The sequence below is a fragment of the Bradyrhizobium sp. Ken64 genome, assembly GCF_055807555.1.
In genome coordinates, this window is sequence record NZ_JBVVPA010000002.1 from 81,007 (window position 1) to 107,373 (window position 26,367).

The window sequence follows — 26,367 nt, forward strand, 5'->3', positions numbered from 1 at the left end:
CGAGTGGGGCCAAACCCGGCGTTAACGCCGCGTCCATCTTCATTCTGCATAGTTTTGCATTAATTTGTACGACCGCGCTCTCCGGCCGCTCCCGGCCATTCGGGCCCCTGAAAACCATGACAACCGACCAATCTGGGAATGCCACCGGCCTCGCCGGCCGCTTCACGCTTGCCAACAAGCTCTACGCGATCTTTGCGCTGTTCGCGCTGCTCACGGCGGCGATCGCGATGCTGTCCGACTACAACAGCCGCCGCGGTGCCGAGCTGACCACCGCGATCGAGACCGCGAACGCCGCCGCGCTGAACGTCGAGCGGGTCAACTCGCTGGTCTATGCGGTCGTGATGGAATCGCGCGGCGTCTACATGTCGACTGAACCGGCCGTGGTGAAGAAATACGGCGAGGGCCTGCTCAAGTTCAACGCCCAGATCCTCGGCGTCGTGAAGCGCTGGGAGACCATCGTCAAGGCTGACGATGCCGAGCAGTTCGCCACCTTCAAGAAGCGCATCGAGCAGTTCGTCGAGTTTCGCAAGGAGCTGGTGCGCCGCGGCGTCGAGATCAATGCGGCCGCGGGCCGCGAATGGGGCGACAACGACGCCAACCGCGCCGTGCGCTCGGCGCTGAACAAGGATCTCGAGGCGCTGTCCAAGGTCTATGCCGAGCGCGCGAGGCAAATCGCGCACGAGACCGAGACCAATCGCACCCTGTCCTTCGTCCTGACCTGCCTCGCCGGTGTGGCGCTCGCGCTCGTCGTGATCGGCGTCGTCATCATCGCCCGCTCGATCGCACGCCCCCTCTCCGCCATAACCGCGACCATCAAGCAGGTCGCTGACGGCGCCGAGAACGTCGTGGTGCCGCACTCTGACCGCGCCGACGAGATCGGCGCACTGGCACGCGCGATCCAGATCTTCCAGGACGCGATGGGGCGCAACCGCAACCTCGCCTCGCAGGTCTCGCAGGACTCCGCAGCGCGCGAGGAGCGCGCCCGCCACATCGAGCAATCCGTCGACGCGTTTCGCGGGGCGATCGGCGCGATCATGCGCGGCCTCAGCGACAACGCCTCCGTCATGCGCGAGACGGCGCAGACCATCACCCGCGTCACCGCGGACGCGAGCAGCCGCGCCGGCACGGCGGCGAACGCCACCGAGCAGGCCTCGCACAACGTCACGGCGGTGGCAGGTGCGGCCGAGGAGCTGTCTGCGTCGGTGGTGGAGATCGGCCGGCAGGTGCGGCAATCCGCCAGCGCGGTCGAGCAGACCGGCCAGCGCACCGAGAAATCGATCGCCGAGATCGAGAGCCTGGCGGCCGCCACGCAACGCATCGACGGCGTGCTTAGCCTGATCCAGGCCATCGCCGAGCAGACCAATCTGCTCGCGCTCAATGCCACCATCGAGGCCGCGCGCGCGGGCGATGCCGGCCGCGGCTTTGCCGTCGTCGCACACGAAGTCAAGGCACTCGCGGGGCAGACCGCGAAGGCGACGGCCGACATCAGCGAAAACGTCTCGATGATCCAGTCCTCCACCCGCAACGCGGTCGACGCCGTCCGCGAGATCGGCGGCGCGGTGCGCGAGATCAACGATGTCACCTCGGCGATCGCCGGCGCCATCGGCCAGCAGGACGCCGCCACGCGCGAGATCTCGTCCAACGCGCAATCGGCTGCCCAAGGCAACGAGACCCTCGTCGCCAACATCAGCTCGCTCCGCGACGCCATCGGCAAGACCGACACTGCGGCCTCCTCGGTGCTGACGGCTGCGAGCAGCGTGACCGAGACGGCGGAGACGCTGTCGCGCGAGGTGGAGAAGTTCTTCCAGAACCTGCGCTCAGGCGCGGCGGACGGCCGCGTCGCCAAGGTGGGGTAGCAGCACGTCCATCGGCAGCAGAGCCGGCGGTGGGGTCGCTCCATCAAAAAGCGCGAAAACAACCCCATGCACAGTAGCCGGGGACAGCGATATCAATGGCTTGGCTCTAGTCCAAAACTATTCGTATTTTACGAAATGATGTTTGACTCGTCGGGCAAAACAGGGGCATGATGTCAATATTGGAGCTTTCCGCGCCGGGCCGGCAGATCGTGAGAAGCCGAAGGCTGGCTGAGGCCGCCTCCCTGTGAACCAAAGCCGCGGAGCAGTCCGCGGCTTTTTGTTATCGCCACCATCTGGCTTTAGCGGAAGCGATGCAGGAGGCAGTGATCCTTGGAAGCGGCCCGAATGCTCAGGCTTTTCGGCGGAAGCAGGCCGGAAAGATCACACGCCGAGTCGCTATCGCGAGCTAAAGCGGGGCGCCATACCGCGCTCTTGGAGCACGCGCGGAACTAAACCCGGCGTGGCATGTTCATCCCAACGTGGCTTGGCGCTCCCGATTCAATGCCGCCGTCAGCGCAACATCGTTCGCTCCAGATGCTCATGGCAACAATGCGTACCCGTCGGGATCGTAGCCCTAGCCGATCGGGCTTGGTCAGTTGTGACCGGCCTCGCAAACCGGCCTGAAGCTCATGCACCGACTTCGACAGCTTGCGTCATGTAAGGACTGGATGACCTTCCCAAAGATGTGCCGTCCGAACTCACTGGACCCTCAACAAACTCGCCGTCTTTCCCGGCCTAGCGAGGAGCTGTGATCAGGCAGCCATTCAAAGCACGAACACCGGAAGAACTGATTTCCCTGTTGAGCGCCGTGGCGATGGCTATTCTCGCCGCGATCATTGTTATGGTGCTCTATTACGGTCGCGAGATCATCATACCCATAGCGCTGGCCGTCTTGCTGAGCTTCGTGCTGGCGCCCCTGGTTCGACTGGTTCAGCGACTGCGCATTCCACGAAGTTTGGCTGTGGTGAGCGTGGTCGTGATCGCCTTCGCGTTCATATTTGCGATGGGCAGTCTGCTCGCTACCCAACTCGCGCAGCTGGCCGGCGATTTGCCGCGATATCAGTCCACAATCAGCGAGAAGATCCAATCCTTCCGTGAGACCACCGCCGGTCGAGGCACGCTCGAGCGGGCTTCGAGCATGTTGAAGGACCTCAGCAAAGAGCTCGATAAGCCCAAGGACGCCGCGAATTCGTTGGGGACCATAGCAGCTCCGAAAGCGGCCTCGCCGAAGCCCGTTCCTGTGGAAGTGCTTCAGCCCGATCCCGGCGCGCTGGAGAGCTTGCAAACGCTGATTTCACCGTTGCTTCATCCGCTCGCAACGACCGGGATCATCGTCATATTCGTGATCTTCATTTTGCTTCAGCGCGAGGATCTTCGCAATCGTCTGATCAGGCTGGCCGGTTCGGACGACCTGCAGCGCACCACGGCTGCCCTTGATGACGCGGCGAGCCGCCTCAGCCGGCTTTTCCTGATCCAGCTTCTGCTGAACGGGAGCTTCGGCATCATCATCGGAATGGGTCTCTGGCTGATCGGCGTTCCAAGCGCGATCCTGTGGGGCATTCTGGCAGCAGTGCTGCGCTTCGTGCCTTACATTGGGGCGGTCATCGCCGCCGCCTTTCCTCTCGCTCTCGCGGTCGCCGTCGATCCAACCTGGACGATGCTGCTGTGGACGATCGCGTTGTTCGTGGTGGTGGAGCCGGTCGTCGGCCATGTGCTGGAGCCGATGGTCTATGGACACAGCACGGGACTCTCGCCGGTGGCCGTTGTGGCTTCCGCGACGTTCTGGACGGCGCTCTGGGGTCCAATCGGCCTCGTTCTCGCGACCCCCCTTACCGTGTGTCTGGTCGTACTGGGCCGCCATGTCGAGCGCCTGGAGTTCCTGGACGTCATGTTTGGAGACCGACCAGCGCTCTCTCCGCCTGAGATATTCTATCAGCGGATGCTCGCCGGCGATCCGACAGAAGCATCGGCAAAAGCCGAGGAGTTCTTGAAGGAGCGATCTCTTGGCTCCTATTACGACGAAGTCGCCCTGCGAGGACTGCAACTGGCTCAAGCGGATGCCGAGCGCGGCGCTCTGGCTCCCGACCGGCTGACCAAAATCAGGGATGCGGTCCAGGAATTTGCCAATAACATTTCGGAGCAGGATGAGCGTCCGTCGCCGAAGGTCAACCCGACCACTGATGTCGAAGCTACATCTGCCATAGAGGGCGTGGCTGAGGACGCGCCTTATGAGAGCCTGCGGGTGCTGCGCAAGGAGGACTTGCCTTCTGAATGGCAAGGCGATCATCCCGTGCTCTGCTTGGCTGGACGAAATCCGATCGACGAAGCCGCCGCGATCATGCTGGCTCAACTGACGGATGCGCATGGTTTGTCGTCCCGAGTTGAAGCAGCGGGAGCGTTATCGACGGCGAATATCTTCCGGCTGGAGACCGCCGGGGTCGCCATTGCCTGTCTTGTCTATATGGACGCAAGTAGTCCTGCCCATATGCGCTACTCGGTGCGACGGCTTCGCCGTAAATTGCCGAAGGCTACAATCATTCTGGGTTGCTGGATGAAGGACATCGACCCAGCGGCGCTGGAAAGCCTGCGGGAAGGTGCCAAGGCGGATCTGGCTGCTGCAACTCTGGGCGGAGCGCTCAAACTCTGCATAGAGGCGACAGGTGTGGACTCCCTTGGCACAGGAGCCGAAGGCCAGATTTCGAAGATCACGGCCGCTTCGTAGTTTGGACGCGTGGACATGGCTGCTACGGGCGCGCAGCAAACCATGATGTCATCGCGGCGATGGCGCGGCGCCCGGGATCTTCGGCCGTGCTGCGCGACCTTCTGGTGCGCGATTCAACCAACCGGTCCGGGTGTCCAATCGCCGCCGGCAAGCGGCCGGACTTTTACGTCAGGAATGACCCCACGCTCCAGGCTCGGATCGAAATGGCGCATGGTCCGCTCATTGAAGTCGATGATGCGGCCAGGCCTTAGTGGTCCCACGTCATTTATCCTGACGATGACTTTCTTGCCGACGGCCTCGACGAGGGCGTATTTCGGCTTCGCGCCAAATCGGACCCCACCGAATTTCTTACGCAAGCTCGTCTTGATGGCAGCCGACCATACCGAGGGATCATAGCGCTCGCCGGAAGCCGTCTTCGGGCCGCCCTCCTCTTTGCCCGGCTTGAACGGATTGTACATGGATGCCGCGCCAACGATCGCTTCCCCGGAAGCGGCATTGTCGGCAGTGCTTGAGTGAACCCCACCAGCTTCACATCGCGCAATAGAAACGGAAACGGCAAGCGCAATTACGGCGCCGCAAATTGCGGCGCTCGATCGGAACACCATTATATCTCCTGTGATTTTCGATTGTTCGGTTCCGATGCCGCAAATCGTTTTGCGGGTCGAGCCACCCCTGGCTCCGGAACAGTTTGCAGGAACCGCAATAGTTCCAGCACGGCGTCTTAGTTGTCGCCGTCTAAGACAGACATTGCGTCAACAGCATGACGACGAGAGCGACAGTGAAATAGCGCGACGACATGAGTCTCGCGGCGTTACAAATCAGGCTAATCGATGCGCCCGCCTGCCTGACCGTGTTCATTCTTATTGACGTTGTTTTTCCCAGGAGCGCGATCATCGCCGCGACGCGCTGGGGCGGAGGCAGGCACCTTCTTCTACAAAGAAGGAGAGATCGTCCCTAAGCCATCACCCCGCCTCGCTTGATCAGCTCCTTCCCCACCGCTGCCAGATGCACCTGATCCGGTCCGTCGCCGATGCGGATGAAGCGGGCGTAAACGTAAGCACGCGCCAGGAACGTGTCCTGCGAGACGCCGGCGGCGCCGTGGATCTGGATGGCGCGGTCGATGACGCGGGCGGCCATGCTGGGCACCACGATCTTGGCGGCGGCAATCAGGTCGCGCGCCATCTTGTTGCCCTCGCGGTCCATCCTGTCGGCGGCCTGCAGCGTCAGCAAGCGCGCCTGCGCGATCTCGCAGAATGAGTGCGCGATGTCCTCGCGCACCGAGCCCTGCTCTGCGAGCGGCTTGCCGAACGCTGTGCGGGAGACCGCGCGCTGGCACATCAATTCCAGCGCACGCTGCGCGCAGCCGATCAGCCGCATGCAATGATGGATACGGCCGGGGCCGAGCCTGCCTTGCGCGATCTCGAAGCCGCGGCCCTCGCCGAGCAGGATGTTCTCCGCGGGCACGCGAACGTTCTCGTAGACGATCTCGGGATGGCCGACCGGCGCGTCATCATAGCCGTAGGTCAGCATGTCGCGGACGATGCGTACGCCGGGCGTCGCTCTCGGCACCAGGATCATGGATTGCTGGCGGTGGCGATCGGGATCTTCGGGCGCGGTCTTGCCCATCACGATCAGGATCTCGCAATCCTCGTTCATCGCGCCGGAGGTGAACCATTTGCGGCCGTTGATGACGTAGTCGCCGCCGTCGCGCTTGATCTCGCACTGGATGTTGGTGGCATCGCTGGAGGCGACCTGCGGCTCCGTCATCGAGAAGCCGGAGCGGATGCGTCCTTCCAGAAGCGGCTTCAGCCAGCGCTCCTGCTGTGCCGGCGTGCCGTAATTTGCCAACACCTCCATGTTGCCGACGTCCGGCGCCGAGCAATTGAACACCTCCGGCGCCCAGAGGATGCGGCCCATGATCTCCTTCACCGGCGCGTATTCGAGATTGCTGAGGCCAGTGTTGTTAAGGTCTTGACCGTGCTCGCCGGAGAGGAACAGGTTCCAAAGCCCCTGCTCGCGCGCCAGCCGCTTCAAGTCCTGAAGGACCGGCGGCGTCCGGTAGCGCGTCGCTTCCGGCTTCACCTGCTCGTAATAGAGCTCCTCGACCGGCTCGACATGCGTGCGCATGAACCGGCGGACGCGCTCCTGCAACTCGAGCGAACGTTCGGAGTGGTGAAAGTCCATTGGCTCCTCCTTTTACTTCTCCCCTTGCGGGAGAAGGTGGCGCGAAGCGCCGGATGAGGGGTCTCTCTCCGCGAACGCAATAAACAGCTTCGCACGCGGAGAGAAACCCCTCACCCGGCTGCGCTTCGCGCATCCACCCTCTCCCGCAAGGGGAGAGGGTGCACCGTCTCTGCGGTCGCTTGCGCCTCACGTCCCGCGCAACAGCTCGCTTGCCACGATCCAGTCGGTGCCGTTGAACTCGAGCATATAGCCGTCCTTGATCGGGCGGAAATCCTGCGGCGTGGTGTTGAGCGTGATGCCGGGCATCAGCAACGACAGCGGCACGTTCTTCAAATTGGCCGCCTGCGCCATGATGTTCTCGCGCGTCAGATTGTCCTTGCACTGCTTCAGCAAGACCACCAATGCCTCGGCGACGGTGTAGCCGTAGAGACCCGCGACGTTGTTGACGTCGGCATTGGGCAGGCGCTTCTTCATGAAATCGATATAGGCCGTCATCGCCGGATCGCCCTTCGGCACCTCGACGAACGGCTTGAGCGAGCCGAGCGAGAGCACGCCCTTGCCGGCATCGAGGCCGGCCGGGACCATCACGGTGGCCTTGTTGGCGCAGCCCGAGGCGAGGAAGCGCGTCGCCTGCCAGCCGACCTCATGCGCTTTCCGGATCGCCTGGGCGCAGGCGCGCGGCGTCACCGAATAGATCATGAACACGTCGGCCTTGGTGTTGGCGAGCGTCAGCACCTGGGAATCGACGGTGGGGTCGGCGACCTCGAAGCTCGACGCCATCGCAATCACCTTGTCGGCGTCGGCACCAAGCGCTTCCTTGACGCCGCGCAGATATTCCTTGCCGGCGTCGTCGTTCTGATAGAGCACCGCGAAGCGCGCGTTCGGGTTCTTGGCACGGGCATAGGCGACGTCGATGGCGGCCTCGCTGGTGTAGTTCGGTGCCCATGGCAGCGCCATCGACCAGGGCATGTTGGCGGGATCGTTCCACTTCGAGGCCGAGCTGATCAGAAACAGCTGCGGCACCTTGTTGCTGTTGAGATATTTCGCGATCGCCGAGCTCGGCGCGGTGCCCATGGTCGCGAAGATGAAGGCGACGCCGTCACCCTCGACCAGCCGCCGCGCCGCTTCCATGGTCTTCGGCGGCGAGAAGGCGTCGTCGAGCGACAGCAGATTGAGCTTGCGGCCGTTGATCCCGCCCTTCTCGTTCACCTCGTCGAAATAGGCCGAGATCACCCTGCCGGTGATGCCGAGCGGCGATGCGGGACCGCTATAGGGCATGGTGTTGCCGATCTTGATCTCGGTGTCGCTGATGCCGGGACCGTAGGATTTTTGCGCGGAGACAGGCGTGGACAGGCAGGCAGCCAAGGCTGCAGCCAGGACCAAGGCGGCTTTCATGGTTTCTCCCCGATGATGATCGCCGCGAGTCGGAAGGCGCAGCGTGCTGCTTTTTGCCAGCACGCCAGATCAGCGGAGTTCCGTGAGAGGGTCTTGCGTCGAGTTGCTGATCAGTGGCGCCGCTTCAGGCTGAAGCCCAGGCTCACCCACCCCGCGCCCGCCATGATCAGGTCGATGCCGAGAAACAGGCCGAGGATGTAGACGCTGTTCACCGGCCAACGTGCCAGGATCAACAGCCCCAGCAGCAGCGTGATGGCGCCCGAGAGCGCCACCCAGACCCACGGACTTTCACGCTTCATGCTGAAAGCGAGAAACAGCCGGACGGCGCCGGAGGCAAGCAGCGAGGCACCCAGGAACAGGGTCAGCAACACTGCAGCAAACAGCGGGTTCTCGAAGGTGAGAAAGCCCGCGATAACATAGAGTACGCCGAGCAAGGCCCAGATTACGAACTTGCCCCAGCTTTTCATCTGGAACGCGCCGATGATTTCGGCCGCGCCTGCGACGATCATCATGGCACCAACCACGATCACGCTCGCCACCGTCGCCATGACCACGCTGCCAAGTGCGACGAAGCCGGCGACGAGGTAGACGACTCCCAAGGCTACGATCCAGCCCCATTTGGCATGCAGGGCCGCGATCCCGGAGCCCAGGCCGGAAGGATGGGAGATATCCGAGGCACTTGTCATGACGGCCACTCCTGCATGGAAGCCCGCGAGCACAGGCCAGTATAGCGCGCGCCGCACCGGGACGACAGCCAGCACAGCAGCCCTCGCGGTCAGCAACCTTGACGCAAATCAAGACCGGATGCGGCGCCTTAGCCGCGCGTCCGCTCCATCTCCAGCTCGGCCTTGAGATTGTCGAGATCCCTATAAATTGAAGCAACCGCAAGGACGCGGCCGCCCTTGCGATACTTCAGCAGGCAGTCCTTGCCGGAAATGCTGCCGTCGATCGCGATCTCGTCAAAACTCTCGGCGTGGCCGACATAGTTGATCGGCACGTCATAGTGCTGCGACCAGAAGAACGGCACGGCCTCGAAGCGCTCGCGCTTGCCGAGCATATTGCGCGCCGCGGTCTGGCCCTGCCGCTCCGCCACGACCCAGTGCTCGACGCGGATGGTTTGCCGCGAATGCGGATCGGGCCAGCGCGCGATGTCGCCGGCCGCGAAGATGCCGGCTATGCTGGTCTCCAGATATTCGCTGACGCTGACGCCCCGGTCGGCCGCAAGCCCTGCCTGCTCGGCAAGCGCGAGGCGCGGCTTGACGCCAATGCCGACCACGACCAGTTCGGCCTCGATCACGCCGCCGCTCTTCAACGTGGCGCGGGTGCCGTCCAGCTTTTCCACGGTGTCCTCGAGATGGAAGTTGACGCCATTCTCCTCATGCAGCGCACGCACGAAATCGCCCATCTCGGGACCGAGCACCTTCTGCATCGGCCGTTCGTCCGGCGCGACCACGTGCACCTCGATCTTGCGTGCCCGCAAGGAGGCCGCAACTTCGAGGCCGATGAAGCTGGCACCGATCACCAGCGCACGCTTGGCGCTGCCGGCCGCCTTGATGATGGCGCGGCTGTCGGCGACCGAGCGCAGGGTGTAGACATGAGGCTGGTCCGCACCCGGAATCTGCAATCTGACCGGCTCGGCGCCGGTCGCGAGCAGCAGCCGGTCGAACGGCAGCCTGTCGCCGTTGCCCAGCGTCACGCTGCGCGTCTTCGCCTCGATCGCGGCGACATTCGTGTTGAGCCTGAGATCGATCCCGGCGTCCCGATAGTCCTCCTCGCCCCGCAGCGGCAGCCATTCCTCCGGCGCGTTGCCCGCGAGGTAATCCTTGGAGAGATTGGGACGGTCGACCGGCATCGCGCTGTCATTGCTGAGCATGGTGATGGCGCCGGCAAAGCCCTCGCGACGGAGCGTCTGCGCCGCCGCGAAACCCGCCGCGCCGCCGCCGATGATGACGAATTTATCCGGCATTGGCGCCGTTCGGTGAGGCGCCGGAGGCTTTGGCATCTCGTGCTTGCGCTGAACGACGATCTTGTCCTGATCGCGCGAGACCTCCCACACCGCCAGCGCATTCAGCGCCGGCGGACGGGTCGCCTCGCCTGACCGCAAGGAGAAACAGGCGTGATGCCAGGGGCAGCGGATGGTGTCGCCAACCACCAGCCCTTCGGCGAGCGGTCCGTGATAATGGCTGCAGGCCGGCTCGATCGCGAAGATCTCGCTGCCGGCCTGCACCAGCAGGACGTCTTCCTCGCCGACATGGCCGAGCAATTTGCCGTCCTTGAACGCGGCAAGCGTCACGCCCCTGCTCAGGTCGGGCCCGCTTGGCTTCTTGTCCTCGGTCATGGCATTGCCTCCTTGAGCCGTCGCGGATCAATCGTCCGAATTGGCCAGCCCCAGCAGCTCCTGGCGCGTCAGCGCATTGTCGCAGAACACGCCGAGCATGCGGCTGGTGACGAGATCGGTCCCAGGCTTGTGCGCGCCGCGCGTAGTCATGCAGTGATGCGTCGCCTTGATGATGACTCCGACACCTTCAGGCCGCAGCACATCGTTGATCGTGTTGGCGATCTGCGCGGTCATCTTCTCCTGGATCTGAAGCCGCTTGGCGTAGATGTCGACGAGACGCGCGAGCTTGGAGATGCCGACGACGCGCCCTTGCGGGATATAAGCGACCCAGGCGCGGCCGACGATGGGTGCCATGTGGTGCTCGCAATGGCTTTCGAAGCGAACGCCGCGCAGGACGATCATCTCGTCATAGCCTTCGATCTCCTCAAAGGTCTTTTGCAGGATTTCGGTCGGATCCTGCGCATAGCCGGAGAAATACTCCTCGAAGGCGCGCGCGACCCGGTCCGGCGTATCGCGTAGACCGTCGCGCGCGGGATCGTCGCCGGCCCAGCGGATCATGGTCCGGATCGCCTGCTCGACCTCCGCCCTCTCGGGCCGCTCGGTCGGCGCCTGCGCGACCGCGACACGTTCCAGCCTGCGCGTTTGCGTCTTCATCGAAAACCTCCCCTGCAACAAACCGCATACAGAATGCGGCCCACAGCTTGGACGGCTGCGATTGGAAAAGGTTCCCGGGATCAGGAAAAATTGGAAGCTGCGAGAGCGGCAAGACAGTGGGACGAGAAACCCGGCTCTACGAGGCCGCTTTCCGCACATCGAGCACGGCCTGCGCCCATTCGGCCGGCCGCTCCTGCGGCAAATTGTGGCCGGCCCCTGTAAAGACGCGCCGCTCGAAAACGCCCTCGAATTTGCGTGCATGGTGCGCGGTGCCGGAATTGACGCCGTCACTGTCGCCGTCGATCGCGATGGTCGGCACCCGGATCGGCGGCTGGGCGGCGAGCTTCGCCTCGATCGCGGCATAGGCGGGATCGCCCGCGACCAGCGCGTAACGATGTCGATAGGAGTGGATCACAACATCGACGAAATCAGGATTGTCGAACGAGATTGCGCTGGTCTCGAACGTCGCATCGTCGAAGGCCCATGTCGGCGACCACATCGACCAGAGCTGGCGCGCAAAACCGCGCCGGTTGCGCTCCAGCGCGCGGCGGCCGCGCTCGTTGTGGAAGAGATATTGATACCAGAGCGCCGCCTCCTCCGGTGGCGAAGCCGGCTCCATCGAACGCGCGATGTTCTGGATGTTGTAGGAATTGCCCGAGACCAGCGCGATCACGCGCTCCGGGTGCAGCACCGAGACCACGCAGGCTGCGCGCCCGCCCCAGTCGTAACCGCCGACCACCGCGCGCGAGATTCCAAGCGCATCCATGAAGGCCAGGAGATCGGCGCCGAGCGCCGCCTGCTCGCCGGAGCGCAACGTCGCAGCGGAGCGGAACCGCGTCGGCCCGTAGCCGCGCAGCCAGGGCACCAGCACCCGCGCGCCCGCTTGCGCTATGATCGGCGCGGTCTCGGCATAGGCGTTCACGTCGTAGGGAAAGCCATGGCCCATGATGCAGGGCCAGCCGTCCGGCGCGCCGTATTCGCGATAGGCGATGTCGAGGATGTCGGTGGTGACTGATTCTTCTTGCATGCAGCGCACCTAATTGAGCGCGGCAGCATAAAGGCAACGACGGCTGTGATCCATCCCCTCACGATTTTCGTTTCGCCTGCAATCGAATGAATCGCGAGAATCGAGATGGTCTATGTCTCAATGACCGGCTTTCGCCCGAAAGGCGTCATGCAGCTGCCTATGTTCTGGTGGCGAACGAGGTCGTCCTTCGTGCAGGCTCGGCGCGCGCCCGGCAATCTGCTCACCGCTGTCAGAGTGATCGGAGGTGTCTATTACACTCTGACGGCATGGGCGGATCCGGCAAGCATGCGCCGCTTTGTGTTGGCCGGCGCGCATCTCCAGGCCACGAAGAACTCCAGCAAACTCGGTACCGGGTGGGTTTTCGGCTATGCCTGCGACGAGATCCCCGACTGGGACAGTGTTTACGAACTCTGGAAATTGCACCGCCGAGAGGTGTGACGGGCCGTTCGTTTGCCAGTGATCCGGGAGCGCGCCTGCAATGCGCCGCGATCCGGCATGGCGCAGCGAAATCCAGGCGATACATCCGCCTTATTTCTGCGGCCCGGACAACGTGATGTCACGCTCGGCGCGGAAGACGTTGCTGTAGAGGTTGGCGATCCACTGGCGACCAATCTCGGTCTTGTTGAGATAACCAATCTCGGTCTGAATGTGCGGCGCGACGCTGTTCCAATAGAACTGCGGATAACGGTTCACGATGTCGGCCGGCGAATCGTAGCCGAGCTGGCGGTTCATGCCGACCTCCTCGAACTCGTAGTAGAGCGCGTTGGCCTTGCGCAGATAGTTGGGATCTCCGAGCTGGCCGATGAAGTCGGCGGCGCGCAGGATCGAGGCGTCGTCGTCATAATCCTGGCCTTCCCGGGCCGGAAACCGCGTGCCCTCGATGGCGCGGGCGATGCGTTCCGGATCGAGCCCTGGAATATGCTGCAGCCGGCGCATGACGTACAGCTTGGACCGGTCGACATGATACATCATCAGGCTGGCATCTGATGAGCCGCGGGGCAGCGAGACCTTGGTGCCTGCCGCATCGACCACAAAACCGTCCTCGTCATCTTCCTCGAACAAGCCGCGGACATAACCGATGTCATGGGCAAGACACGCGATCAGGACGTGGACGTAATCCTCGGCCGAGAGATGAATATGAAGATACCGGCCGCTCAGGATGGAATGGCCCGCGAGCGTGACCAGCATCGTATGCTCGACATTGTGATAAAGCGCATCGCTGTTGCCGATGCATTCCATTGCAGTGCGGGTTGCGCTCTCGACGATGTTTGCCGGAGCATCGCCGTATCTGCGGCGCATGAACGAACCCAGCGTCTTCTCCAGGGATTCAGCCGCCAGTCTCGGTAACGTCATCATGGATGCAGCCCCGTCTGTCGGTGGTGTCCCATGCCAACTCCCGACGTCTCATTGTTGTCCTCGACGCAGGCATCAGCATAACCCATCTTGGGCCGACTGGCCAAACCCCGGAGTGAAAACACGGAAATATGTTGCGGTTTGTGCCCCGCGATATCGCGGTTGCGGTGCGGGCCTGACACACCTAGGCAGGGCGTCGCCGGCACGGCAGGATACGCAATCATTCCACCAGCAGCACGTCGACGGCGACGTCGAGCTTCTGCTTCGGCGAGCCGACGATGATGCCGTCGACCGGCGAAACGTCGGAAAAGTCGCGACCGACCGCGAGCACGATATGGTCGCCAGCAACCATAAGATCGTTGGTCGGATCGAAATCGACCCAGCCAAGCTCCTCCCCGCACCACAGCGACACCCAGGCATGGGTGGCATCGGCGCCCTGCAGGCGCGGCTGGCCCGCCGGCGGAATGGTGCGGAGGTATCCGCTGACATAGGCAGCGGGCAGGCCCAGCCCGCGCAAGCCCGCGATCATGATATGGGCAAAATCCTGACAGACGCCATGGCGCTTGACGAAGACCTCGTCGAGCGGCGTCGAGATTACCGTCGCCTTCGGGTCGTAGCGAAATTCGGCGCGGATGCGATGCATCAGATCGACCGCCCCGGCGAGGATACCCACACCTGGCGCGAAGCTTTGCGCCGCATAGGCGCTGACCGGTCCCAGCACCGGCACCAGCGGGCTCGCAAAGACATAGCCGACCGGCGAGGACGGCCCGAGGCTCGTCGCCTCGAAGGCGATGTCGCGAATGCTCTCCCAGCCCGGGCTGTCAGCGTCACGCGCCCGGGGCTGGCGCGACACCTTCACGCGAGAGCGGGAATCGATGCGCAGAGTGCGATGCGCGGCCTCGATCACCACACTCTCGGTCAGCGTGCCGAAGAAATCGCGGCGGACGCTACGCTCCGCGGGGCGCGGACGGATCTCGACCTTGTGCGAGATCAGCTCCTGGCCATGGCCGCTCCTCGGCTCCAGCCGCAGCGTGCAGCGGGCGAAGCTGACCGGACTCTCGTATTCGTAGGTGGTGACGTGACGGATGTCGTAGATCACGCCAGCCCCGTCAGTTTTTCCGGCCGGCTCGCATTGGGGCCGTGCGGGAAGTAGTGCTGCCCGACTGCCTCGGCGAGGCTGAGCAGATCCTGCTCGAGCGCGAACAGCGTCTTGACCTCGAGCTTCTCGGCCTCCGCGGTCGCGAGCATCGCCTGCATCGCGACCGCGAGCCGCTGCGGCTTCTCGATCAGGCCGTGCTCCTTCAGGCTCGGAAGTGCGGCGATGTGCTCGTTCAGCGCCGTCACCTGGAACGCCACCGAACGCGGATTGTAGCTGTCGAGCACGGCGAGGTCGCGCACCGGCGCCAGGATCGGCGCCAGCAGATAACGCGAGCGGTAGGTGATCTGGCAATCCACCAGCGTCAGCAGGATATCGAGATCCTCATCGCCGGCTTCGTCATAGGCAAACTGCCGGGCAAAACGCGTGGTGTTGATGGCGCGCTCGGTGCGGCGGCCGATATCGAGGAAGCGCCAGCCCGCGGCGCGGTTCATGTTCTCATGCGCAAGGCCGGCAAAGCTCGCGAGCTCCTGCAAGGTCAGCTCGGCCGCGCTCAGCACGCTGTCGTCGTCCTCGACCTCGACGGCCAGCCGCTCGGCCATCTCGGTGATGACTTGCCAGGCATCGGGCGACAGCCGCTCGCGCAAGGAGGTCGCCGTGCGCTGGGCCGCGCGGACCAGCGACAGTGCCGAGCCGAAACGCTCCGGGCTCTGCAGCGCTTCGGCAACGATGCGGCCGGGCGCCGCGCGCGAGGTCTGCGAGATCGCGCCCCAGGTCACCAGCAGGCGCTGGATACGCTCGGCCGATTGCAGCGAGGCCGCGGTGCCCTTGTTGGGCCCGCTCGGCGAGCCCAGCGCCCGCACCAGCCGCAGCGTCGCCTCGGCGCGTTCGAGATAGCGGCCGAGCCAGAACAGATTGTCGGCCGCGCGACTCGGCAGCACGCCGGCGATACGGCGGATGCGCACCTTGTCGACCGCAGGCAGCAGCGTCGCGGTCGAGACCTGCTTGTCCGAGACCACCCAGACATCGGCGGAGCGCGCGCCGTCGCCCATCGACACCGCGCGCGCATCCGGCTGCTCGGCGATCCGGCAGAAGCCGCCGGGCATGATGGCCCAGCCGTCGGGCGTCGCGGCTGCGAACACGCGCAGCACGAAGGGACGGGGCGTGATCTGCCCCTGCTCCCACACCGGCATGGTCGAGAGCCGCACCACCTCCTGGCCGACATAGTCCATGCCGCGCGCGGCGATGGCGTCGCTCAGGCGCCGGCGCCCGGCGGCATCGAGCTCGCTCGCGAGCACCGGACCGTTGCTGTCGAAACCGGGAACGCCGCGCTGATAGGCGCCTTCGATCGCGACCTCGTCGAGCCGCGACAGCACCTCGTCGCGCGCCGAGCGCTGGCCGCACCACCAGGTCGCGATGTGCGGCATCTTCAGCTCTTCCCCGAGCAGGCGGCGGCTGAGCGCCGGCAGGAAGCCGAGCATCGCGCGCGCCTCCAGAACGCCCGAGCCGGGCATGTTGGCGACCACGACGCCGTCCTTGCGCAACACGTCGATCAGGCCGGGGACGCCGAGCCGCGAGGAGGCGTCGAGCTCGAGCGGGTCGAGCGAATTGGAATCGACACGGCGCAGCAGCACGTCGAGGCGCTTGAGGCCCGCAACCGTGCGGATGTGAATATGGTTGTCGCTGACGGCGAGATCGTCGCCCTCGACCAGCAGGAAGCCGAGATAGCGCGCCAGCGTCGCGTGCTCGAAATAGGTCTCGCTGAAGCTGCCCGGCGTGAGCACGCCAATGCGCGGCTCGTCGCGGTCGGCGCGCGCACGCAGACTGTCGCGAAACGCTTCGAAGAACGGCGCGACGCGCGGCACGTTCATCGACTTGTAGAGATCGGAGAAGGCGCGCGAGAGCACCAGGCGGTTCTCCAGCGCATAGCCCGCGCCCGACGGCGCCTGCGTGCGGTCTCCGAGCACCCACCAGCGGCCGTCGGGCCCGCGGCCGACATCGGCGGCATAGAGCGAGAGATAGCGCCCGCCCGGCGGCGGCACGCCGCAGACCGGACGGAGATATTCGGGGCTGCCGGCAATCGCGGCCGCAGGCAACGCGCCTTCGGCGACGAGGCGGCCCTCGCCATAGATGTCGCGCAGCACAAGCTCGAGCAGCTCGGCGCGCTGGGTGATGCCGTCGGACAGCTGCTTCCAGTCGGCCTCGTCGATCAGCAGCGGCAGATGGCTGATCGACCAAGGCCGGTCGGCGCTCTCGCCCGGCGCGCGATAGGTGACGCCGGCCTCGCGGAGATGACGGTCGGCCATGCCAAACCGCCGCTCGACCTCATCGGGCGCGAGCGCGCCGAAGGCATCGAAGAAGCGGCTCCAGACCGCGCGGGGCTTGCCGTCCGGGCCGAGAAACTCGTCGGGGATACCGGGCAGGCGCCTATAGTCGCGGACCCATTGCGCCAAGCGGCGCTGGCCATCACGTTGACCTTGCGCCTGACCCGCCTTGTCGTCCTCTTCGGCTGCGCCCTCGGCCATGCGCCTCTCCCTGCCCCGGCATCATACTCATTGCAGGAGCGGGGACCGCAAGTCGAGAGTCAGCGGAAACTCATTTGTGCGTTCCTCGGGCGGCGGCTGCATCGGGCCCGGCGTATGGCCGTGGTCCTGGAAGCGCGCCAGCCGCCGCGCCTCGGCCTCGTAGGTGTTGACCGGCTTGGTGTCGTAGCTGCGGCCGCCGGGATGGGCGACGTGATAGACGCAGCCGCCGAGCGAGCGGCCGTTCCAGGTGTCGATGAGATCGAAGGTCAGGGGCGCGTGAACGGGAATGGTCGGGTGCAGGCCGGAGGCCGGCTGCCAGGCCTTGAAGCGGACGCCGGCCACCGCCTCGCCGGAGCGGCCGGTGGCGGTCATCGGCAGGCGGCGGCCGTTGCAGGTGACGATATGGCGGCCCTCGACGAACCCCTCCGCCTTGACCTGGAGCCGCTCGACCGATGAGTCGACATAGCGCACGGTGCCGCCGGCCGAGCCCTCCTCGCCGAGCACGTGCCAGGGCTCAAGTGCCTGCCGCAGTTCCAGCGTCACGCCGCCATGATGGATGCGGCCGAAAGCGGGGAAGCGGAATTCGAGCTGCGCCAGATACCATTCAGGCTCGAACGGATAGCCGGACTGCTTCAGCTCGGTCAGCACTTCGAGGAAATCTTCCCAGATGAAGTGCGGCAGCATGAAGCGATCATGCAGCGCGGTGCCCCAGCGCACGAACTTGCCTTGTTGCGGCTCGCGCCAGAATTTTGCGATCAGCGCGCGGATCAGCAACTGCTGCGCCAGCGACATGCGCGGATCCGGCGGCATTTCGAGCGCGCGGAATTCGACCAGGCCGAGGCGGCCGGTCGTGCCGTCCGGTGAATAGAGCTTGTCGATGCAGATCTCGGCGCGATGGGTGTTGCCGGTGATGTCGACGAGGAGATGCCGGAACAAGCGATCCACCAGCCACAGCGGCGCCTGAACGCCCGGCGGCGGCACGTGGGTGAGCGCGACCTCGAGCTCGTAAATGCTGTCGTGGCGGGCTTCGTCGATGCGTGGTGCCTGGCTAGTCGGACCGATGAACAGGCCGGAGAAGAAATAGGACAGCGCCGGATGACGCTGCCAGTGCAGCACCAGGCTCTTCAGCAAATCGGGCCGGCGCAGGAACGGCGAGTCCTGCGGTGAGGAGCCGCCGACCACGACGTGATTGCCGCCGCCGGTGCCGGTGTGGCGGCCATCGACCAGGAAGCGATTGGCGCCGAGGCGTGTCTTGCCGGCATCTTCATAGAGCCCGGCGGTGATCTCGACCGCCTCGCGCCAGTTCTTGGCCGGCTGGACGTTGACCTCGATCACGCCGGGATCGGGCGTCACCTTGATGACGTCGACGCGCGGATCGAATGGCGGCGGATAGCCCTCGACATGGACCTGGAGCTGCATCTCCTCGGCCGTCGCTTCGAGCGCCGCGACCATCTCGAGATAATCCTCGATCTGCTCGACCGGCGGCATGAAAGCACAGAGCACGCCGTCGCGGACCTCGACCGACATCGCGGTGCGGACCGGGACGGAGGTGTTGAGCTGTTCGGGCTCAAGCCGCTCCGGCGAGTCCGGACGCGCCGGAAGGCTGAACACCGGCAGCTTGCCGCGGGCCTCCATCGGATCCCGCTCGACGATGTAGGGATATTGATCGGGCGGGACATAGCCGAGCGAGTCCAGCGGCAGGCGCAGGCCGAGCGGCGAATCCCCCGGCATCAGGAACAGATGATTGCGCCGGAGCTGCCAGCGCTCGCTGCGCCAGCGTGGCGCCGCATTCCAGCGCTGCACGGGCAGCACGAAGCCGCGAGGATTGTTGAGCCCCTGCTCGAACACCCGCGCCATCCGCGCGCGGGCCTCCGGATCGGATAGTTTGGAATCGGACGGATCGACATTGACGGGAAGCTCGGATTCCTTCTGCAGCCAGTACGCGGTGTCTTCATAGGCCGGCATGATGTAACCGGGATCGAGGCCAAGCCGCAGCGCCGCGCCTTCCACGAACGCCTGGACGTCCTTGGCCTGCGCCGGCCGCGGATTTTCGATGCTGGCGATGAGGTCGGCATTCTTCCAGATCGGTACGCCGTCCTTGCGCCAGTACAGGCCAAACGCCCAGCGCGGCAGGCTCTCGCCGGGATACCATTTGCCCTGACCGAAGTGCAGCAGGCCCCCGGGTCCGAAACGCGCGCGCAGGCGGCGGATCAGATCGTCGGCGAGCCCGCGCTTGGTCGGACCGACCGCGTCCGTGTTCCACTCGGCGCCTTCGAGATCATCGACGGAGACGAAGGTCGGCTCGCCGCCCATGGTCAGACGCACATCCTGCGCTGCAAGATCGCCATCGACCTGCTCGCCGAGATCGTTGAGCCGTATCCAGGATTCGTCGGAGAACGGCTTTGTGATGCGCGGCGCCTCGCGAATGCGCTTGACGCTCATGTCGAAGGCGAATTCGACCTCGGCAAAGCCGGCACCGCCGGAGATCGGCGCGGCCGAACGGTAGTGCGGCGTCGCCGCGACCGGGATGTGACCCTCGCCCGCCAGCATGCCCGAGGTCGCGTCGAAACCGATCCAGCCCGCGCCCGGCAGATAGACCTCGGCCCAGGCGTGCAAATCGGTGAAATCGCTCTCGACCTCCGGCGGCCCCTCGATCGGATCGATGTCGGGACGGACCTGGATCAGATAGCCGGAGACGAAACGGGCGGCGAGACCGAGGTGCCGGAAGGTCTGGATCAGAAGCCAGGCGGAGTCACGGCATGAGCCGGCCGCGGAGGAGAGCGTCTCCTCCGGCGTCTGCACGCCCGCTTCCATGCGGATGACGTAGCCGATCCTTTTCTGCAACTCCCTGTTGAGATCGACCAGGAAGTTGACGGTGTTCGGGGCTTCGTGCGGAATCGTATCGAGATATTTCGCGAACAGCCGATCGGGCTTGACGGTCTCCAGATAAGGCGCGAGTTCGGTCTTGAGATCTTGCGTATATTCGAACGGAAAGCTGTCGGCATAGGGCTCGACGAAGAAGTCGAACGGATTGACCGTGGTCATCTGCGCCGTGAAATCGACCTCGATCTTGAGCTCGGTCGTCTTCTCCGGGAAGACGTAACGCGCGATCCAATTGCCTAGCGGATCCTGCTGCCAGTTCACGAAATGGTTGGCCGGAGTGACCTTGAGCGAATAACTCAGGATCGGCGTGCGCGTATGCGGCGCCGGCCGCAGACGGATGGTCTGCGGGCCAAGATCGATCGGGCGGTCGTATTTGTAGTGCGTGACGTGGTGTAATGCGACGTAGATCGACACGGGGTGCGGTACTCCAGCAGCTTTTTTGAGCAGAACACCGCTGGTGACCTCGATCAAGCACTAACAACGGGCAAAGGGTGCCTAGGAAGTATCCCCCGTTGTCCACGGGGCAATCGCAGCGTCATGGCCGGGCTTGTCCCGGCCATCCACGACCTTCTTTCACGGTCCCCAAGAACGTGGATGCCCGGGACAAGCCCGGGCACGACGACCTCATGTGGGGTAACGTTACGCCGCTGAGGTCAACCGTTGCAGGAACTGCGTCACCTCGCGCCGGAGCGTTTCGACCTCGCCATGGACGCGTTCGGAGGCGCTGTTGACGCGGCTCGCCACACGGCCGGTGTCGGCGGCGGCTTCGCTGATGCCGGTCACGTTGGAGGACATTTGCGAGGTACCGGATGAGGCTTCCTGGACGTTGCGGGCGATCTCACGGGTGGCGAGACCCTGCTGCTCGATCGAGGTCGCGATCGAGGCGGTGATGCCGTTGATCTCGGTGATGGTCTGCGCGATCGCCTCGACGGCGGCGACCGAGTTGGTGGTCGATTGCTGCATCTCGCCGACCTTGGCGCTGATTTCCTCGGTCGCCTTCGCGGTCTGGTTGGCGAGGCTCTTGACCTCGGATGCGACCACGGCGAAGCCGCGACCGGCCTCGCCTGCCCGCGCGGCCTCGATGGTGGCGTTGAGCGCCAAGAGATTGGTCTGCTCGGCAATCGCGCTGATCAGCTTGACTACGTCGCCGATCCGCATCGCCGCATCCGCAAGCGTGCGGATCTCGGTGCCGGCACGATTGGCTTCGTTCACCGCCCGCTCCGTGCTCGTGCTGGAGCCCGCCACCTGGCGGCTGATCTCGGTGATCGATGATGCGAGCTGCTCCGCGGCGCTCGCGACGGTGGCGACGTTGCGCGAGGCCCGGTCGGACGCACTGAGCACGCCGGAGGTCTGCTGGCTGGTCTTCTCGGCCGCCGCCGCCATCTGGCCGGCGTCGGATTCGAGATCGGTCGCCGCGCCCATCAGAGTGCCGGCGACCTGGTCGAGATGCGTGCCGAACTGCGTTGCGAGGTCCGCGATCTCGACCACGCGACGGCCGAGGCTGTCGGTGCCGGAATTGATGACGGTGGCCGAACGGCGGAACGAGCCGGGCAATCCGCGCGCGAGGATCTTGCGGAAATATTTGCCGCGGCTGGCATAGTCCATCGAGGCCGAAGCTTCCCGCAAATAGGCATCGGTGACGTCGAGCATGTCGTTGACCGACTTCTGAATGGCGCCGATCCGTCCGGCCTGGCGGATGCTGAGGATGCGCGCCTCAAGGTCGCCGCGTGCCGCCTTGCGGCACACGTCTGCCACCTCGTCGACGGCCACCGCCGTGCGGTGCTGGCACCAGACGGCATAGCCGAGCAGCGCGACCGTAGCGGCCAGCAATGCCGCGCCGGAAATTCCGGTCGCACCGGCCAGCGAGAGCACGAACGCAATAACGGCAAGAACGGATGCGAGCGCGGTCGCTCCCTGCGCCTTAGAGAGAGAGCACGAATTCATCGTAACCGACACCCTGTTGCTTGAGCAGCCCGATCATCGCCTCGAAGCTCGCATGCATGCCGTCCTTGGCATTGGCATGCCGCGCCTCTTCCGCGCACAGCGCCTTGTAGATCGGCTTAATGCGCTCGATCTGCGCAGGATCGGGCTTGCGACGGTTGGAGTGATAGCCGACGATATTGCCACGCTCGTCGAATGTCGGCGTGACGTGGGCGAACACCCAGTAATGGCTGCCGTCCTTCGCGAGGTTGACGACGTAGGCGAAGATCTCCTGCCTGGACTGGAGCGTGTCCCACAACAGCTTGAAGACGGAGCGCGGCATCTCGGGGTGGCGGATCAGGCTGTGGGGGGCGCCCATCAGTTCGTTCCAGGAGTACTTCGCCATGCGGATGAAGACATCGTTGGCGTAGGTGATGCGGCCCTTGAGATCGGTCTTCGAGACGATCAGCTCCTCCTCTCCAAGGAGATTTTCCACGCCGGTCGGCCGTATCGCACGCGTCATCGTTGACGAATCCTCACGAAGGGCGAATGCCCCAAATGAGTGGAGCTCGCATCCTCCCAGGGATTACGGCAGAAAATGTTAATCAGGTGTGACCGCGGAAACCCCCGTGATCACTTCACGGCTCCGTATCATTACTTAGGAGCGTCGCTTGCAGTGCGCGGCTACCGCCGACACGCAACGATGGGATTACATCGTCGCGCCCAGCACCCAGGGCGCGAACTCGGCGCCGCCGAAATCAAAACTCTCGCTCTTGGTCGGCTGTCCCGAAGCCGTCTTGAGAATCAGTTCGAAAATGCGCTGGCCGCACTGCTGGACGCTCTCCTCGCCCTCGAGGATGGTGCCGCAATTGACGTCCATGTCCTCTTCCATGCGCTTGTACATGGGCGTGTTGGTGGCGAGCTTGATCGAGGGCGCCGGCTTGCAGCCGAACACGCTGCCGCGACCCGTGGTGAAGCAGACCAGATTGGCGCCGCCGGCGACCTGCCCGGTCGCGGCAACCGGATCGTAGCCGGGCGTGTCCATGAACACGAAACCCTTCTTGGTGATGGGTTCGGCATAGCGCAGCACCTCGACGAGATTGGTGGTGCCGGCCTTCGCCATCGCGCCGAGCGACTTCTCCAAAATGGTGGTGAGACCGCCGGCCTTGTTGCCCGGGCTCGGATTGGCGTTCATCTCGGCGCCTTCGCGCGTCGTGTATTCGTCCCACCAGCGCATGAGATCGACCAGCTTCTCGCCGACCTCGCGGCTGACGGCGCGGCGCGTCAGCAGATGCTCGGCGCCATAGGTCTCCGGCGTCTCCGACAGGATCACGGTGCCGCCGTGACGCACGATGAGATCGCTGGCCGCACCCAGCGCCGGATTGGCGGAGACACCGGAATAGCCATCCGAACCGCCGCATTGCAGCGCCACGGTCAATTCGCTCACCGGAACGGACTCGCGCTTGACCTTGTTGGACTCCGCGAGTGCCTCGCGCACGAAGGCAATGCCGGCTTCCACCGTCTTGCGGGTGCCGCCGACCTCCTGGATGTCCATCGCGCGCAGGCGGCCGGCGAGCTTCTGCTCCTCCATCAGGCCACCGATCTGGTTCACCTCGCAGCCGAGGCCGAGCACGATCACGTGGGAGAAATTCACGTGCCGCGCATAGCCGCCGAGCGTGCGGCGGAGCAGCGCCAGGGGCTCGTTCTGCGTCATGCCGCAGCCGGTCTTGTGGGTCAGCGCAACTACGCCATCGACATTGGGGAAGTCGGCCAGCGGATTGTCACCGGTGAACGGATTCTTCTTGAACACGTCGGCGACGAGGCTTGCGACATGCGCGCTGCAATTCACCGAGGTGAGGATGCCGATATAGTTGCGCGTGGCGACGCGGCCGTCCGGGCGGCGGATGCCTTCGAAGCTCGCCGGCAGATCGAAATTCGGCGTCGGCTTGACGTCGGCGCAATAGGCATAGTCCTTGGCGAAATCGCCCATGCCGCAATTCTGCACGTGCACGTGCTGGCCCGGCGCGATCGGCACCGTCGCAAAGCCGATGATCTGGCCGTAGCGTATCACCGGCTCGCCCAATGCGATCGGCTTGATCGCGACCTTGTGGCCGGAAGGAATGCGCTCGACCGTGGTTACGCCGTCGGCCACCAGCGTTCCCGGCTGCAAGCTCGCGCGCGCGATCAGCACGCCATCATCAGGATGGAGGCGAATGACGGGGCTGATGGTCATGGGAGGTCTCCTTGGTCTTCACGTATCGTGCCCCGGACGCAGCGCAGCGCGAAAGCGGTGCGCTGCTGAGCCGGGGCCTAGTTGTCACGTCATCTGCTTGGTTAGCGACTGGGTCCCGGCTCTGCGATGCACCGCTTCGCGCTGCATCGCGTCCGGGACACAGAGAGAGCTCAGGCCTTGCCGCCCGAATCCTTCCGCGTGGCATTCACCTGCATCTTGGCGTAGGTCGTCATCAGGCCGACCTCGTTCGAGAGCGTCACCAGCTTGAAGCCCATGTTGATGGCGCGCGCGGCACCCTCGGCGCCGCTGCAATGGATGCCCGGGTTGAGGCCGCGCTTGCCGCACTCCTTGATGATCTTCTCGTAGATCGCGAGGATTTCGGGCTCGGTGCGATCGAGCTTCGGTTCGAGGCCGTAGGAGAAGCCGAGGTCGGACGGACCGATATAGACGCCGTCGATGCCTTCGACGTCGAAGATCGCTTCCATGTTCTCGACCGCGGTCCTGGTCTCCATCATCGGCAGCAGCACGATGTCGTCGTTGGCCGTCTTCTGGTAGGAGCCAGCGGTGCCGTACATGCCGGCGCGGATCGGGCCGTTGGAGCGCACGCCCTTCGGCGGGTACTTGGAATAGGAGACGAGATTCCTGGCTTCCTGCGGCGTGTTGACCATCGGGCAGATCACGCCATAGGCGCCGCCATCGAGCACCTTGCCGATGATGCCGGGCTCGTTCCAGGGCACGCGGACCATCGGCGTGATGGGGTGCTTGTCCATCGCCTGGAAGCACTGCACCATCGACAGATAATCCTGCACGCCGTGCTGCATGTCGACGGTGACGCTGTCGAAGCCGCATTGCGCGATCATCTCGGCCGAGAAGCCGGAGGGAATCGCGAGCCACGCGTTGACCACGGCCTTGCCCGACTTCCAGATTTCCTTGACCTTGTTCGCCACGTTGCCTTCCTTCTTTGTTGTTTGGGCCGTCATTGTTTAAGTCGTCGTTATTTGGACCTTCGTCACCATGACGAGCGTCGCGACAGCACAGCCCCGCTGTTACCGCGAACTGGCGCGCCGCGCTACGCTCGCAATGACGCAAGACCTATGCGGTCGCCCTCTGGATGCTGACTTCGCTGACGCCGACCTCGCGGGCGGTATTCACTATTGCCGCCCAGGTGTCATCCGGCAAGGGGATGCCGTTTTGGGTCCGCTCAGCCCGGGTTTTCCGCTCGGGGTCGCCGGGAATCAGCACCTGGTCGACCCCGGACACCGGCTTGGTGGCACGGATGAAGTCGGCATAGCGCGACACCTCTGCGTCGAAGACATGGGAGGTATCGACCACTTTCGGATCGACGTAGAAGGCCAGCATGCCGTTGGCGAAGCGCCGACCGCCGGACGTGGCCCCGGTTCCGGTCAACGCGCCGCCGAGCAGCTCGCACATGAAGGCAAGGCCCGAGCCCTTGTGCTCGCCGAACGCACGGATCGCGCCCGTTCCCTTGGTGTGATCGCGCGGCCCATCCGGCGTGTAGGGGCCGTAGAGCACGGCCGGCTCCTCGCTCAGGCTGCCGTCGGCATCGACCAGCGCGCCCTTCGGCAACTTCTTGCCGCCGCGGCTTGCGACCAGCACCTTGCCCTCGGCCACGACCGAAGTCGCAAAATCAAGCACGATCGGATCCTGGCCCTCGCGCGGAATGCCGACGCAATAGGGTGCGGTGGAGAGCCGTTTCTCCACGCCGCCGAACGGCGCCACCAGCAGCGAGCCGGCGGCATTGACGAAATGAACCGAGATCAGTCCTTCGGCGGCGGCCATCTCGGCCCAATCGCCGACGCGGCCGATATGGCCGGCATTGCGTAGCGCGACAGCGGCAAGTCCCGCCTTCCTGCACTTCTCGATGCCGATCCGGACCGCCTGCGGCGTCACGGTCTGGCCATAGCCGAACTTGCCGTCGATCACCGCGAGCGAGGGCGTGTCGAGCACGATTTCGGCGTTCTGGTTGGGCACGACCGCGCCGCTCTTCTGCCAGCGGATATAGACGGGGACGCGGATCACGCCGTGGCTGTCATGGCCGGTCAGATTCGCCGTGGTTAGATAAGTGGCGATGCGCCTGGCTTCGTCAGGCGACGACTGCGCATGCGCGAAGACCTCGGTGACGAAGTCGATCAGCTTCTGAACCTGGATGGTGACCATGAG

The 26,367-nt window shown here is 64.6% G+C and carries 19 protein-coding genes; 3 read left to right on the forward strand and 16 right to left on the reverse strand.

All coding sequences use genetic code 11. The annotated features are described in order from the left end of the window. Positions 1-116 precede the first annotated feature (116 nt). Both AC0L2F_RS03600 and AC0L2F_RS03605 read left to right on the forward strand, forming a co-directional pair. Positions 117-1,856 (forward strand): methyl-accepting chemotaxis protein, encoded by a 1,740-nt coding sequence (locus tag AC0L2F_RS03600; protein WP_473247511.1) that lies wholly within the window; start codon positions 117-119, stop codon positions 1,854-1,856. A 748-nt stretch (positions 1,857-2,604) separates the two neighbouring features. Beyond that, on the forward strand, positions 2,605-4,578 hold the full coding sequence (locus AC0L2F_RS03605; RefSeq protein WP_473247513.1) for an AI-2E family transporter: 1,974 nt from the start codon (positions 2,605-2,607) through the stop codon (positions 4,576-4,578). A gap of 113 nt (positions 4,579-4,691) precedes the next feature. Here AC0L2F_RS03605 and AC0L2F_RS03610 read toward each other — a convergent pair whose 3' ends face one another. The 7 genes from AC0L2F_RS03610 to AC0L2F_RS03640 all read right to left on the reverse strand — a co-directional run bounded on the left by AC0L2F_RS03610 (position 4,692) and on the right by AC0L2F_RS03640 (position 12,176). Then, positions 4,692-5,183: a septal ring lytic transglycosylase RlpA family protein gene (locus AC0L2F_RS03610; RefSeq protein ID WP_063993120.1), complete on the reverse strand. Its 492-nt coding sequence runs from the start codon at positions 5,181-5,183 to the stop codon at positions 4,692-4,694. A gap of 349 nt (positions 5,184-5,532) precedes the next feature. Further along, on the reverse strand, positions 5,533-6,762 hold the full coding sequence (locus AC0L2F_RS03615) for an acyl-CoA dehydrogenase family protein (protein ID WP_473247514.1): 1,230 nt from the start codon (positions 6,760-6,762) through the stop codon (positions 5,533-5,535). Between the two features lie 186 nt (positions 6,763-6,948). Continuing rightward, positions 6,949-8,157: an ABC transporter substrate-binding protein gene (locus AC0L2F_RS03620; RefSeq protein WP_473247515.1), complete on the reverse strand. Its 1,209-nt coding sequence runs from the start codon at positions 8,155-8,157 to the stop codon at positions 6,949-6,951. A 110-nt stretch (positions 8,158-8,267) separates the two neighbouring features. Beyond that, the gene (locus AC0L2F_RS03625) at positions 8,268-8,843 is read right to left on the reverse strand and encodes an HdeD family acid-resistance protein (RefSeq protein WP_007608059.1); all 576 of its coding nucleotides are present in this window, start codon (positions 8,841-8,843) and stop codon (positions 8,268-8,270) included. A gap of 128 nt (positions 8,844-8,971) precedes the next feature. Next, a complete protein-coding gene (locus AC0L2F_RS03630; protein ID WP_473247516.1) occupies positions 8,972-10,495 on the reverse strand; it encodes an FAD-dependent oxidoreductase in 1,524 nt (507 codons plus the stop codon). A gap of 27 nt (positions 10,496-10,522) precedes the next feature. Next, positions 10,523-11,149 (reverse strand): GTP cyclohydrolase I FolE, encoded by a 627-nt coding sequence (folE, locus tag AC0L2F_RS03635; protein WP_473247517.1) that lies wholly within the window; start codon positions 11,147-11,149, stop codon positions 10,523-10,525. Positions 11,150-11,285: 136 nt separating this feature from the next. Then, positions 11,286-12,176 (reverse strand): alpha/beta fold hydrolase, encoded by an 891-nt coding sequence (locus tag AC0L2F_RS03640; RefSeq protein ID WP_473247518.1) that lies wholly within the window; start codon positions 12,174-12,176, stop codon positions 11,286-11,288. Between the two features lie 105 nt (positions 12,177-12,281). Here AC0L2F_RS03640 and AC0L2F_RS03645 point away from each other — a divergent pair, with 105 nt between their 5' ends. Continuing rightward, positions 12,282-12,614, forward strand: a complete 333-nt coding sequence (locus AC0L2F_RS03645; RefSeq protein WP_473247519.1) for a hypothetical protein — start codon at positions 12,282-12,284, stop codon at positions 12,612-12,614. Positions 12,615-12,704: 90 nt separating this feature from the next. Here the strand turns inward: AC0L2F_RS03645 and AC0L2F_RS03650 are convergent, their stop codons facing one another. From AC0L2F_RS03650 to AC0L2F_RS03690, 9 genes are all read right to left on the reverse strand, one after another. Further along, positions 12,705-13,532: a metal-dependent phosphohydrolase gene (locus tag AC0L2F_RS03650; protein WP_007608041.1), complete on the reverse strand. Its 828-nt coding sequence runs from the start codon at positions 13,530-13,532 to the stop codon at positions 12,705-12,707. 217 nt (positions 13,533-13,749) lie between these two features. Further along, a complete protein-coding gene (locus AC0L2F_RS03655) occupies positions 13,750-14,628 on the reverse strand; it encodes a transglutaminase family protein (RefSeq protein ID WP_473247520.1) in 879 nt (292 codons plus the stop codon). Then, positions 14,625-17,150, reverse strand: coding sequence for a circularly permuted type 2 ATP-grasp protein (locus AC0L2F_RS03660; protein WP_473247521.1), 2,526 nt, complete (start codon positions 17,148-17,150; stop codon positions 14,625-14,627). The genes AC0L2F_RS03655 and AC0L2F_RS03660 overlap by 4 nt, the downstream gene beginning before the upstream one ends. Positions 17,151-17,177: 27 nt before the next feature. Continuing rightward, complete coding sequence (locus AC0L2F_RS03665; protein ID WP_473247522.1) at positions 17,178-20,447, reverse strand: transglutaminase family protein; 3,270 nt, start codon at positions 20,445-20,447, stop codon at positions 17,178-17,180. 225 nt (positions 20,448-20,672) lie between these two features. Next, a complete protein-coding gene (locus tag AC0L2F_RS03670; protein WP_473247523.1) occupies positions 20,673-21,977 on the reverse strand; it encodes a methyl-accepting chemotaxis protein in 1,305 nt (434 codons plus the stop codon). Further along, positions 21,955-22,476 carry a PAS domain-containing protein gene (locus tag AC0L2F_RS03675; protein WP_473247524.1) on the reverse strand — a complete coding sequence of 174 codons (522 nt, stop codon included), beginning with the start codon at positions 22,474-22,476 and terminating at the stop codon, positions 21,955-21,957. The genes AC0L2F_RS03670 and AC0L2F_RS03675 overlap by 23 nt, the downstream gene beginning before the upstream one ends. Before the next feature lie 186 nt (positions 22,477-22,662). Further along, positions 22,663-24,186, reverse strand: coding sequence for a UxaA family hydrolase (locus tag AC0L2F_RS03680; RefSeq protein WP_473247525.1), 1,524 nt, complete (start codon positions 24,184-24,186; stop codon positions 22,663-22,665). A 170-nt stretch (positions 24,187-24,356) separates the two neighbouring features. After that, on the reverse strand, positions 24,357-25,133 hold the full coding sequence (locus AC0L2F_RS03685; RefSeq protein ID WP_035974924.1) for an HpcH/HpaI aldolase family protein: 777 nt from the start codon (positions 25,131-25,133) through the stop codon (positions 24,357-24,359). Between the two features lie 145 nt (positions 25,134-25,278). Continuing rightward, positions 25,279-26,364 (reverse strand): malate/lactate/ureidoglycolate dehydrogenase, encoded by a 1,086-nt coding sequence (locus AC0L2F_RS03690; protein ID WP_007608031.1) that lies wholly within the window; start codon positions 26,362-26,364, stop codon positions 25,279-25,281. Between the last annotated feature and the right edge of the window lie 3 nt (positions 26,365-26,367).

Coding starts and splice junctions, on each gene's coding strand:
- AC0L2F_RS03660 (WP_473247521.1), bottom strand. CDS start 17,150: ATGGCCGAGGGCGCAGCCGAAGAGGACGACAAGGCGGGTCAGGCGCAA.
- folE (WP_473247517.1), bottom strand. CDS start 11,149: ATGAAGACGCAAACGCGCAGGCTGGAACGTGTCGCGGTCGCGCAGGCG.
- AC0L2F_RS03610 (WP_063993120.1), bottom strand. CDS start 5,183: ATGGTGTTCCGATCGAGCGCCGCAATTTGCGGCGCCGTAATTGCGCTT.
- AC0L2F_RS03675 (WP_473247524.1), bottom strand. CDS start 22,476: ATGACGCGTGCGATACGGCCGACCGGCGTGGAAAATCTCCTTGGAGAG.
- AC0L2F_RS03615 (WP_473247514.1), bottom strand. CDS start 6,762: ATGGACTTTCACCACTCCGAACGTTCGCTCGAGTTGCAGGAGCGCGTC.
- AC0L2F_RS03680 (WP_473247525.1), bottom strand. CDS start 24,186: ATGACCATCAGCCCCGTCATTCGCCTCCATCCTGATGATGGCGTGCTG.
- AC0L2F_RS03645 (WP_473247519.1), top strand. CDS start 12,282: ATGGTCTATGTCTCAATGACCGGCTTTCGCCCGAAAGGCGTCATGCAG.
- AC0L2F_RS03630 (WP_473247516.1), bottom strand. CDS start 10,495: ATGACCGAGGACAAGAAGCCAAGCGGGCCCGACCTGAGCAGGGGCGTG.
- AC0L2F_RS03670 (WP_473247523.1), bottom strand. CDS start 21,977: ATGAATTCGTGCTCTCTCTCTAAGGCGCAGGGAGCGACCGCGCTCGCA.
- AC0L2F_RS03650 (WP_007608041.1), bottom strand. CDS start 13,532: ATGATGACGTTACCGAGACTGGCGGCTGAATCCCTGGAGAAGACGCTG.
- AC0L2F_RS03690 (WP_007608031.1), bottom strand. CDS start 26,364: ATGGTCACCATCCAGGTTCAGAAGCTGATCGACTTCGTCACCGAGGTC.
- AC0L2F_RS03600 (WP_473247511.1), top strand. CDS start 117: ATGACAACCGACCAATCTGGGAATGCCACCGGCCTCGCCGGCCGCTTC.
- AC0L2F_RS03625 (WP_007608059.1), bottom strand. CDS start 8,843: ATGACAAGTGCCTCGGATATCTCCCATCCTTCCGGCCTGGGCTCCGGG.
- AC0L2F_RS03620 (WP_473247515.1), bottom strand. CDS start 8,157: ATGAAAGCCGCCTTGGTCCTGGCTGCAGCCTTGGCTGCCTGCCTGTCC.
- AC0L2F_RS03640 (WP_473247518.1), bottom strand. CDS start 12,176: ATGCAAGAAGAATCAGTCACCACCGACATCCTCGACATCGCCTATCGC.